The following is a 10,582-nucleotide window of genomic DNA, read 5'->3' as shown; positions in this document are numbered from 1 at the left end:
CAGCAGCCGGCTGGTGATATTGGCCAGCAACGCCGCAATAAGCACCGCGCCTACGAGCAGCATGATCTTGTCGATGTTCGTCTGCAGCCATTCCACAATCGTGTGCATTTGCTCCCTGTCGCCTCCAATTGACGTTATCGCCGGCTGCAAGCCGGGTTGCTGTATGCCCAAGTCTAGCTGTTCAGGCGTAGTTGGATCGGCTGCTGGCCTCTCAGCGCTTCGCCGGAATATCCTGCTGCCAGTCGTTCAGCTCTTTGAGCAGCTGATGCTTTCGTTCCTCGTCCGCGAAGGAATGGCTGATCGAATTCTTGGCAAAGCCCTCGAGCTCGTCGAAGCTGAAACCGATATCGGCGAGCGCCTGGTAGTTGGCGCCGATATAGCCGCCGAAATAGGCGGGATCGTCGCTGTTCACCGTCACTGCCACGCCTCGGTCAAGGAAGCGACGGATGGGCAGGTCATGCAGATCGCCGACCACCTGCAGCCGGCGGTTCGACAGCGGGCACATCGTCAGCGCTATGCGGTCGTATGCCAGTCGAGCGGTGAGCTCGGAGCTGTCGATAGCGTGGACGCCGTGGTCGATTCGTTCGGCATGCAAGAGATCGAGCGCCTGCGTCACATAATCGGCTGGCCCTTCTTCGCCTGCATGGGCCACGCAGTGCAGCCCCATCGACCGGGCACGTGCGAAACACTCCTCGAACAGCGAGGGCGGGTACCCCACTTCCGCGGAGTCCAAGCCGATGCCGAGCAGTTCTTCCGCACGGCGCTCGGCGAGGTCGAGCACTTGCTGCGCCGATTCGACGGGCTTATCGCGCACGATCGAAAGGATCAACCCGCCCGAGATGCCGTAGCGTTCTCCACCGATCCTGAGTCCTTCGAGCAGGCCATCCACCACCATATCGAAGTCGAGGCCGTTATCCAGATGCACCTGCGGGTCGAAGAAGATCTCCGCGTGGCGCACGCCGTCCGCACTGGCGCGTTCAAGATAAGCGAGCATGAGATCGCGGAAATCGTCGGCGGTGCGCAGCACGGCCATCAGCTGATAGTACAGATCCAGGAACGACTGCAGATTCTCGAAACTGTATTGCGAGCGCAAGTCGTCCAAACTGTTCCAAGGCAGTTGCACGCCGTTGCGCTGCGCCAGTTCGAGCGCCAGCTCAGGCTCCAGCGTGCCCTCGATATGCAGATGCAGCTCCGCCTTGGGCATGGCGAGCAGGGCCTGCCGTGCCGCTGCTGATGCGCCCGCTGCCGTGGTATTTGCCGCGGAAGCTGTGGTTGCGTCGGATTCGCTCAATGTAGGGCCTTTCTCAAATATACTGTCGAAACAATAGTGTGATCAGTGTAGCTTTGCTGTGTTTCAGTATGCCCTAGCCACCCAGCGTCTCGCCCGTCTGCGGCATCGCACCGGGATCGGGCGTGCCGGCTGCGCGGGCGTCGCGGTGCTGCCGGTCGCGCCAGTACATCCACATCGATCGGACCAACAGATTGAGCGCGAAACGAATGTTGCGCCGATCCTGCGCAGAGAGCCCGGAGAACGAGCCGATCATGTCGGGCAGCGCCCGCGGCATGGAGGAGAGTATGCCGGAGAGATGATCGACCCCGCTCGCGGCGAGGATCGTGAACAGCGCATTGACGGAGCGCTCGCGCTGCTCGTGCGACAGGCTGCGCAGCCATTCGTTGAGCGAAGTATTGAAATACCGCGAGCTGGGCGCGATGGCGGGAAGCAGCTCGAATTCGCCGTTGCTCACCTGCCAGGAGAACGCCAGATGCTGCATGATGCCGCGCTGGTCGGAACGCACCACGACGCAGGGCTCCGGCGTCTCCAGAATCATGCCGACGATCGAGGAATCGGGCACGATCTTCTCGACCTTGCCCACAACGGCCTGATACGGCGGACTCGTCACCACGGCATCCGGAAAGCCCGGGCCGTCAAGCGAGTAGACGCGCGCGACGCGCTCGCGCACGTCCGGCGTGGCGTTCATCGCGGCATAGACGGCGAGATTGCCGCCCTTGGAATGGCCGAGCAGCACAATGGGGCCGCGCCAGACGCGTGCGACCGTCTGCAGGTAGTCGCAGGCCGACTCCTGCGCCAGGACCGGGTATTGGAAGGCCATGTTGAAATCTTCCTTCCAGCCGACGAAGGAGTCATCGGTGCCTTGGAAGGCGATGGCCAGCGTGCCGTCCGGCAGTCGCATCGTCACGGCGGCGAACTGCGTCTGCCGTTCGGCGCTGAACCGTTCGTCATACGCCGAAATCCGGATGCGCGAGAAACGAGGATTATGTTTCACGAGCGCGAACAACGTCGCCGTGAGTCTCGGGTCGGAAAGCCCTATCGTGTCTTCTTCGCCGTCTGCCGTCTGCCGCCGTTCAAGCTCTTCGGCTACTTCGTCGAGTGTGGGGCCGTCGAATGGCGCTGTCCGCAGCGCGCGCAGGGAATCGATCGGACGGCGCAGGCTGAAGAGCCGCAGCCGATCACGCGCGGTGCCGTACGCCGCGGTGATCGCAGTGAGAACCGGGACGAGCGGTGGCATGGGCTGGTAGGCGAGCGAGGCGAGCACGAGGGCGTCGACCGCATTGAAGGGGCGCTCGTCGAAGTCGCGCGTCTCCTCGCGCGCGTAATCGAGAATATTGCCCATAGAGCCTCCAAGCACGTACCCGTATACGATGATAGCCACCTGAGCCGCACCTCCGGCTCCTCTCCCAGAGCATGACGAGCTATCGGCTATCCCGGTTCCGGAAGAGTTGCGATCGTTGCGCCGCGCTGTTTCCCCGTTCCGCTGTGCCCCCTTTGCGCCGAACCGCGCGACTGCGAACCGCGTGATGGCTGGCGCGGACGGCGTAATCCGAATGCGATAGCATATGACAGGATTCGACTAGCAGAGAGGGCATGTATGCAGGAGATGGCAGAGCGGGACGCATCGGGTAATGCACGAGAGAAGGCGATTCGCCGGGCGGGCGGGCGGCTGCTCGGCGGGCGGCCGGCATGCTCCCATGAATCAGCTGCCGGACGGTGTGACCATGCGGGAGCTGATAGACGCATCGATATACTGCTTGGCGGATTCGGTCCGTTGAACGGGCAAAATGCCAAGGGCGTCGAGCTGCAAACACTTGTCCGGGCAGACAATGGAACGTCTGGTGCCAAACTCGTCGTGTCCAGGCGTGAACTGCTGGCCGATCTTCCTTCTCCCACTTGGTTTGAGCGAGACGGGGACATGCTTTACGCGGTGCTGGAGAACACGGGCGAGGTCGCTTCGCTGCGCATCGTCAGGAATGATGGGGGCGGGAGAGGCGCGGGTTGCCGCTGCAATGACGAACATCGCGACAACGGGCGGGTCTGTGGCGGGCGTGATGGCGCCAAAGATTGCGCCGATAATCTTAATCGTGACGGGCATGACGGGGATGACGGGGATGCGCGTGGGCGCAATGTGCGGCTAGAGCAGACTTCTCGCATAACGGTGCAGGGCGATGGCCCGACCCATGCCGCCCTCGCCATTGATGACGAGGGGCATCGCCACCTGATTGTCGCCTGTTACGGCGACGGCTCCATCGGCGTGCACCGGCTCGACGAGCAAGGCCGCATACTGCCCGGAAACCAGCTGCTGGAAGGCGAAGGCCATGGCCCTTTGCCGGCTCAGGCCGGCCCTCACGCGCATTGGATATTGCCGCTTCCGGACGGTCGTGTGCTGACCACCGACCTTGGCGCCGACCGGGTCTACGTGCACCGTTGGGAGCACGGGACGCTGCGCCGCAGCGCGGCGGTTCGGCTCGCCCCCGGTACCGGTCCGCGCGATATGCATCTAATGCCGACGAATGGCGGCGGCTGGCGTGTGGCGGTGGTCGATGAATGGGGCTGCACGGTGACTGTGCTTGCAGGCGTATTCGAACAGGACTTCGGGCAGGACACGGTGCCGCAACCGCAGGCTGGCGATGCTGATGCGGGCGATCATGCATTCGCCGACGGCGGCGTCCGAGTCGTGCAAACGATAAGCCTCGGCGGCGATGCCATAGATCAGGCCGCGTCTTTGGCCTATGTGCCATCCGGGCGGCTGGGCGATGCCGTGCACTGTGGTGAGACCGCGCGAGCGGAGGGGCATGTGACCGATGGCTGCGGCATCGCCTATGTAGGCCTGCGCGGCTCGGACCGCATCGTTGCTCTTTTGTGGGACGGCGAGCGTTTCGCGCGGCTGACCGATCCGGGCGTGAACGATGGGCGTGGGCGCGGAACCCCATGCGGCGGCAGCCGTCCGCGCCAGCTTGTCGCCTTCGGCACGTTGCTCCTGGCGGCAGACGAAGCTTCGAATAATCTCGCGGTTTTCGACATCGAAGACGCCGGCGAGCCATGCCTCGTCGCACGCTTCGACGCCGACTCGCCCACCGTCATCCTGCGGGTGTGAATGCCGGGGTTCGTTATCCTTGTGGCGGTAAGGTCTGGGAGCGATTGCAGCTCATTGTCTCAGGCCATCGCGCAGCCTGTCATCGCGGCTCAGCGCCATGCCGCTCGGCGATCGGAGGGAGCTGCCCTTCAATGGTGCTGTTTGTTTCAGGCCCCTGTCGCGGATTCAATTGGCAGACTGAGCATTGGCCATCTGAGCATCCAAGGAGAGGGATCTGGGGCTATCTGTGCCTAGCCAGTGCAACGATCCAGAGACAGGGCCTGGCTTTGCCGGGCCGATCCAAGATCCATCACGCCTCGGCCGGCCGCATGCTGGGCTTCGAGGCATCGCGCAAACGCAACAATGTGGATACGCGCGGCTGGTTGCGGGCCGGGCGCGACGTTCCCGATCCTCAGGCATCCGCACCTTTGCCCGTTGTTTTCGCCGGCGTTTGATTGCCCTGGATCTGCGATACGGCTTGCGGCGGTGCCCGCAGCGCTAATCGCCAGTCTGAACCTTTCAACTTCTGTAATCAGTGGCGCCGTCAGCAGCCCCTTCTGCCGCTTTGTTTTGTCTACTGCTGCTGGTTTCGCCGACATTCCCGCCATCGCCGGCAGTGCCGTCAGCACCGTCATTTTCGCCAGCGCCGCCCCGCTCTGCTGCAGCGACCAATGCCAGCGCCCCTTGACGATCAGGGCAATCGGGCACGCCGGACACGTGATGCTCAATGGCGAGCGAGGCGGCGGCATTGGCGATGCGCACGGCGTCGAGCAGCGACCATCCTTGGGCGAGCATGGCGCAGAACGCCCCGGTATGGCAGGCTCCGGCCGAGCGCGTGTGGACAGGTTTGACGGGGAAACCGGGCACGTGAGTCACGGTGCCGCCCGGCTCGCGCACCCAGGCGCCACGCGCGCCGGCACGCAGCACAAGAGTCGCCCTGAGCGCCTCGCCCAGCGAACCGCACAGCTGCTCCATGGCGTCGTCGAAAGCGCCGCCGACCGTGAGCTTTGCGGTGCTCTCGTCCCTCGGCACGCCGAGCCGATCAGCCAGAGTATGCGCCTCCTGCCGGTTGCACGACCAGATCGGACGCGCAAGCACGAGGTTTTCGAGCAGCTGGTCGCTGACGAGTTCGAGCGTGTTGGTCGGGTTGAGCACGATCGTGTATGGCCGCGCATCCGGATCGAGCATCGTGCGATCGAACAGGGCCTCGATGCCTGCGGCAGAATGGTCCATCAGCGTGTTTCCGCTGATATGCACCACATCGCCATCCGTGGGCTTTACGCCGTCGAAGCAATCGCTGTCGCCGCCCGATTCCGCGCCGTAGGTGGCAATAAAGGTTTTGCGCTCGCCGTCGTTGAGCACTAGCCGGAATCCGGTGTCCGAATCCAGCCGGTCTTGGCCGATATGCTCGATGCCATCGTGCGCCAGCGCCTTGCGCACTGCCGCGCCCCACAGTCCGCTGCCGATGATGCCGGCATGCTGAGCGGGCGAGCCCATGCGTTTGGCGGCCTGAAGCACGCGAAAACTGCCGCCGATGGCCGAGTTGATTTGTTTTGCGGCCGCAAACCCGCCTGCAGGAGGCATTTCGTTGACGTCCATCATGACATCGACCCAGATCTGGCCGAGCGAAAGCACCGATGCGGGCTGCGGCCGGCCGGTCCCTCCGAACGTTCGTGATATGAAATCATGCAGCATGATGACCTCCCTCGGCCGTCGTTGTGTCAAGCCATGCCTGCCGTATTCCAACTGGAGATGATGCGAGCATGGAATTCAATATTGAGGCCTTTTCTATCGCGCCAATATGTGCATTGTCTGAAAAGTTCAGCGCTGAGCGGAGGGGCGGAGGAGATGCGGACGGATGGTCTTCGACATGCAGCCGCATCATGAAACGTATGGTGATTATGACGGTACCCATCCAAATCGAGTATGGAAGAATGCGTCAACTCGGACGGATCCAGTCGAAAGTTCGGATTTCCGTCATCGAGCAGCCCGGGTTTCCGGGATAAATCACAGAGTCGAAGATGTAAAGGCGTGAATGGTATGCGATCGTGACTGTGCCGGATTTGCGATATGTCGGGGCTGGCTGTATAGTTGCTTGATTGTGTGTTCAGCAGCGTGCGCGCAAACGCAGGTACGCTGAACGCCAAGACTTGCAAGTCGAAGAATAGGGAGTCCATTATGGCAGCTCGTTGCGCAGTGTGCGGCAAGGGACCGAGAACCGGTTACACCGTTTCACACTCACATATCCGCAATAAGCGCACCTTCCGTCCGAACCTGCAGTCGGTTCGCACCACGATCGACGGCGAGAACGTTCGCGTCCGCGTCTGCGTCAAGTGCATCAAGGCCGGCAAGGTTCAGCGCGTGGCCGCGTGAGTCGCGAGCAATCGTGACCCAAACCCCGGAGGCGTCATCGCCTCCGGGGTTTTGCATATCTGCTAGGCATATTCTGACTCTGGGCCTGATCTGTCTCGTTTGCGACAGTTATCCGCGGCGGGCGTCGTAAACCAGACAGAGCTCAGCGCGGTATGTCTTGTTTTTGCCATTGCAGCAGGATTATTGCCAGAAACAAGATGGTGTGGTCAGCCGCTACCAGGCTTTGTCGGACTCGATCGCCCGGCTGATTGCGGCGCGTCTGGCACGGCAGCGGCGACTGTCGCGCTGATTGACAACAATGGAGGCCATGAGCGTTTCACTGGGCACCCCGATTTCGTCGTTGATGACGAACAAACGGCGGGTCAGCGCGCTCAAATCGTTAGGACTCGTCACGGTCGGCGACGCGCTGACCTATTACCCTTTCCGTGTGAGCGATCCGGTCGCGCCCAGAGCGTTGCGCGAGGCGTATCCAGGACAGCCGATGGCTTTCGCCGCTCAGGTGCGGCAGGTGCGCGTGGTGCCGATGAACGCGCGGCGCGGATTTCGGCTCGAGGCGATCGTCGATGATGCGGATTTCGCAAGGACTCGCAACATCGGTGGCGCCATCGCCCGGCTCGTGTTCTTCTCCGGCAAACGGCAATACATCGACTGGCTCAGTGCGCGGATGCACTCCGGCGTGGATGTTGTTGTCGCGGGGGAGCCTACGGAGTTCAACGGGCAGCTGCAGTTCACCCATCCAGAGGTGCTGACGATCGATCCCGATCCCAGTGGTTCTGCCGATTCCGGCAGCGCCGGGCCAACTGGTGCAGGAACATCACGGCACATGGTTGACGCCGACTCCGAGGAGGAGGCCTTGCGGCGGGTATGCAGGCCTCGACCCATATACCACGCGACTTCGCGCATTTCCAGCGAACATATCCACGAGTCGGTTCTCGGATTCCTCGATCTGCTGCGCAGGGACGACGCCGCGGAATCGGGCGATACGGCAGCTGATGCTTCGCAGCTTGCTGATATTGACACCGTTGAATCCGCCGCATCCGCGGCGGCTGTCTTGCGCCAGGCCATCCCGGACATCGTCCCCGAATCGATTCGCTCTGCGCGCGGTCTCATGCACCGGGCACAGGCTTTCCTTGCCATCCACGATCCGCAATCGACCGAGGAATTCCACCAGGCCATCGCCGCAATGCGCTATGAGGAGGCGCTGGTTTCGCAGGTTTCCGTACTGCAATCGCGTCAGCACGCCCGTCGGACGCAGGCCCGCGCATGCATCGAAGACTCCCTGCGCGACATGTTCATCGCCTCGCTGCCGTTCAAGCTGACCGGCGGGCAGCGCGAGGTCATTGATGATATCGCGGCCGATATGGCGCAAAACTACCCTATGCAGCGACTGCTGCAAGGCGAAGTCGGATCGGGCAAAACCGTGGTGGCCGTGTCTGCGATGCTGCAGGCCGTGGGCGCAGGGTACCAGGCCGTGCTGGTGGCGCCCACACAGGTGCTCGCCGAGCAGCATTATCGGACCATCTCGGCGATGACCAACGGTGATTCGATGCGTGTCGTGATGACCCTGCTCACCGGCGGCATGAAGCTGTCTGCCCGTCGCAAAGCCTTGGCGCGGGCGGCAAGCGGCGAGCCGGGCATTATCGTCGCCACGCACGCCGCGTTCTCCTCGACGTTCCAGGCGCCCAATCTCGCGCTGGTGGTCATCGACGAACAGCATCGTTTCGGCGTCGAGCAACGCGAATCGTTGCGCAGTAGATCGGATACGACTCCGCATCTGCTGGTGATGACGGCGACGCCCATCCCGCGCACTGCAGCGATGACATGGTTCGGCGATCTGGATATCTCATGGCTCACCGAGCTGCCGGGAGGCCGTAAACCGATCACAACGGTTGTCGTGCCGGAAGCCGACGCCCGGACGATGGCGGCTATGTTCACGCATGTTCGCGGGCGCATCGATGCGGGGGAGCGAGCCTATGTGGTCTGCCCGAGAATCGATATGGATGAGGATGCGGACGATGCGGACGGCCCCGGCGAGGATGGGTTCGAAGCTTTCGATGATGGTTTGGGCGATGAACGTGCGCAGAATGCCGCGGTCGGCCGTTTGCGCGCCGGCAGCGGTCGCGGCGGCGCCGGATCGCGTCGCTCGACGGGCCCGGGTGGCTCAGAAGACATCGAACCCAAGCCCCCGTTGCATGCGGTCGCCGAAATAGCGCAACGATTGCAATCGCTGCCTCAATTTGAAGGCATCGCCTTCGCGACGCTGACCGGCCGCGACGACGACGCGACCAAGGCGCAGGTCATGGCTGACTTCACCGCGGGGAAAACGCCCGTGCTTGTGGCCACCACGGTGATCGAGGTCGGCGTGGACGTCCCGCAGGCCAGCTGCATCGTCATATTCGACGCCGATCGCTATGGGTTGTCCCAGCTGCATCAGCTGCGCGGCCGCGTGGGCCGCGGCGGCACCGACTCATGGGCGTTCCTCGTCTCTCGTGCCGAGCCGGACAGCATCGCGGCCCAGCGTCTCGAAGTCATTCACCACTCATTGGACGGGGCTGAAATCGCGCAGGCCGACCTCGAATTGCGCGGCGCGGGCGATGTGCTTGGCGATGCGCAATCCGGTGGCAAATCCGGTCTCAAGCTGCTGCGCGTGGTCAAAGACGCTGCGATCATCAGGGACGCCCGAGCCGATGCGGACGCGCTGCTGGACTCCGACCCTGATTTGAGCCACGCGGTGCAATTGGCGGGCGCAGTGCTCGACTTCACGCGCGGCGGCGAATCGCAGATCGTCAGCAGCTGAACCGTGCCGAATATTCCGGGCATAAAAGAGTTGGCAAAAGGCTAAGGTGGACGATGGCGGTATGCGCCGGCAGGCGCCGACAAACGAGGAGCGAGCATGCGGCATATTATTCTCGACTGCGATCCGGGTCATGACGATGCGATGGCGCTCTTGCTCGCCGTGGGCAACCCGAGCATCGATCTGATCGGTGTGACCACCGTCGGCGGCAACCAAAGCCTCGACAAGGTCACCTATAATGCGCGCTCCGTGTTGGAAATGGCGGATGCGGCCGATATTCCGGTGCATGCCGGATGTGACCGCCCCCTCGTCCGTCCGCTCGAAGTCGCCGCTTCGATCCATGGCGAAACAGGGCTGGACGGCGTGGAGCTGCCGAAGCCGACACGACCTCTGGATCGCGGCCACGCCGTTGATTGGATCATCGACACGATCATGAACAGCGAGCCCGGCACCATTACGCTGGTGCCCACCGGTCCGCTGACCAACATCGCGATCGCCGCGCGCATGGAGCCGCGCATCGTGGGGCGCGTCAAAGAGATCGTGCTCATGGGCGGCGGCGTGCATGTGGGCAATTGGAGTCCGGTCGCCGAGTTCAACATTGCAACCGACCCGGAGGCGGCTCGTATGGTCTTCCGCGAGCCGTGGCCGCTGACGATGATAGGCCTCGACCTGACCCATCAGGCGCTGTGCACGCCTCAGGTGCAGGCGCGCATCGACGCGATCGGCACTGATCTGTCGGCTTTTGCCAGCGCACTGATGGACTTCTTCCGCACGGCCTACCGCAATGACGAGGATTTCATCGATCCGCCGGTGCACGATCCGTGCACGATCGCCTACCTGATCGACCCTGAAGTGATGGCCACGCGCCGCTGCCCGCTCGAGGTGGAAACCGCGGACGGGCCGACGTTGGGCATGACCGTCGCCGATCTGCGCGGGCCGGAGCCACCTGCCGAGGGCTGCCATACGCAGGTCGCGCTCAAGCTCGATTTCGACAAATTCTGGAATATGATCATAGCCGCCATCACGCGCATCGGCTAGACGGGCG

At 63.0% G+C, this 10,582-nt stretch carries 8 protein-coding genes; 5 read left to right on the top strand and 3 right to left on the bottom strand.

Annotated elements, in window-relative coordinates; genetic code table 11:
• Positions 1-211: 211 nt before the first annotated feature.
• Together LKG04_RS02585 and LKG04_RS02580 are read right to left on the bottom strand one after the other, a co-directional pair.
• Positions 212-1,291, bottom strand: a complete 1,080-nt coding sequence (locus tag LKG04_RS02585; protein ID WP_291759723.1) for an adenosine deaminase — start codon at positions 1,289-1,291, stop codon at positions 212-214.
• Between the two features lie 73 nt (positions 1,292-1,364).
• Positions 1,365-2,633: a DUF2974 domain-containing protein gene (locus LKG04_RS02580; RefSeq protein WP_291759926.1), complete on the bottom strand. Its 1,269-nt coding sequence runs from the start codon at positions 2,631-2,633 to the stop codon at positions 1,365-1,367.
• Between the two features lie 576 nt (positions 2,634-3,209).
• On the opposite strand from LKG04_RS02580, the gene LKG04_RS02575 reads away from it, so the two are divergent.
• The gene (locus LKG04_RS02575) at positions 3,210-4,391 is read left to right on the top strand and encodes a lactonase family protein (protein ID WP_291763209.1); all 1,182 of its coding nucleotides are present in this window, start codon (positions 3,210-3,212) and stop codon (positions 4,389-4,391) included.
• Positions 4,392-4,522: 131 nt separating this feature from the next.
• Positions 4,523-4,825: a hypothetical protein gene (locus tag LKG04_RS02570; protein ID WP_291759715.1), complete on the top strand. Its 303-nt coding sequence runs from the start codon at positions 4,523-4,525 to the stop codon at positions 4,823-4,825.
• A 64-nt stretch (positions 4,826-4,889) separates the two neighbouring features.
• Here LKG04_RS02570 and LKG04_RS02565 read toward each other — a convergent pair whose 3' ends face one another.
• Entirely contained in the window at positions 4,890-6,065 is a 1,176-nt protein-coding gene (locus LKG04_RS02565) for a PfkB family carbohydrate kinase (protein WP_291759712.1), read from the bottom strand.
• 483 nt (positions 6,066-6,548) lie between these two features.
• On the opposite strand from LKG04_RS02565, the gene rpmB reads away from it, so the two are divergent.
• The 3 genes from rpmB to LKG04_RS02550 all read left to right on the top strand — a co-directional run bounded on the left by rpmB (position 6,549) and on the right by LKG04_RS02550 (position 10,575).
• On the top strand, positions 6,549-6,743 hold the full coding sequence (rpmB, locus tag LKG04_RS02560; RefSeq protein ID WP_291759709.1) for a 50S ribosomal protein L28: 195 nt from the start codon (positions 6,549-6,551) through the stop codon (positions 6,741-6,743).
• Positions 6,744-7,050: 307 nt separating this feature from the next.
• Positions 7,051-9,540 (top strand): ATP-dependent DNA helicase RecG, encoded by a 2,490-nt coding sequence (locus tag LKG04_RS02555; RefSeq protein WP_291759707.1) that lies wholly within the window; start codon positions 7,051-7,053, stop codon positions 9,538-9,540.
• A 96-nt stretch (positions 9,541-9,636) separates the two neighbouring features.
• Positions 9,637-10,575 (top strand): nucleoside hydrolase, encoded by a 939-nt coding sequence (locus LKG04_RS02550; RefSeq protein ID WP_291759705.1) that lies wholly within the window; start codon positions 9,637-9,639, stop codon positions 10,573-10,575.
• The last annotated feature ends 7 nt before the right edge of the window (positions 10,576-10,582 follow it).

This window comes from Bifidobacterium sp., from assembly GCF_022640935.1.
GTDB lineage: Bacteria > Actinomycetota > Actinomycetes > Actinomycetales > Bifidobacteriaceae > Bifidobacterium.
The sequence above is the reverse complement of the archived record's forward strand: the minus strand, read 5'-3'. Positions and strand labels throughout refer to the sequence as shown.

What these genes read in the sequence shown, in the direction of transcription:
- LKG04_RS02580 (WP_291759926.1), bottom strand. Translation starts at nt 2,633, where the DNA reads ATGGGCAATATTCTCGATTACGCGCGCGAGGAGACGCGCGACTTCGAC.
- LKG04_RS02575 (WP_291763209.1), top strand. Translation starts at nt 3,210, where the DNA reads ATGCTTTACGCGGTGCTGGAGAACACGGGCGAGGTCGCTTCGCTGCGC.
- LKG04_RS02570 (WP_291759715.1), top strand. Translation starts at nt 4,523, where the DNA reads ATGGTGCTGTTTGTTTCAGGCCCCTGTCGCGGATTCAATTGGCAGACT.
- LKG04_RS02565 (WP_291759712.1), bottom strand. Translation starts at nt 6,065, where the DNA reads ATGCTGCATGATTTCATATCACGAACGTTCGGAGGGACCGGCCGGCCG.
- rpmB (WP_291759709.1), top strand. Translation starts at nt 6,549, where the DNA reads ATGGCAGCTCGTTGCGCAGTGTGCGGCAAGGGACCGAGAACCGGTTAC.
- LKG04_RS02555 (WP_291759707.1), top strand. Translation starts at nt 7,051, where the DNA reads ATGAGCGTTTCACTGGGCACCCCGATTTCGTCGTTGATGACGAACAAA.
- LKG04_RS02550 (WP_291759705.1), top strand. Translation starts at nt 9,637, where the DNA reads ATGCGGCATATTATTCTCGACTGCGATCCGGGTCATGACGATGCGATG.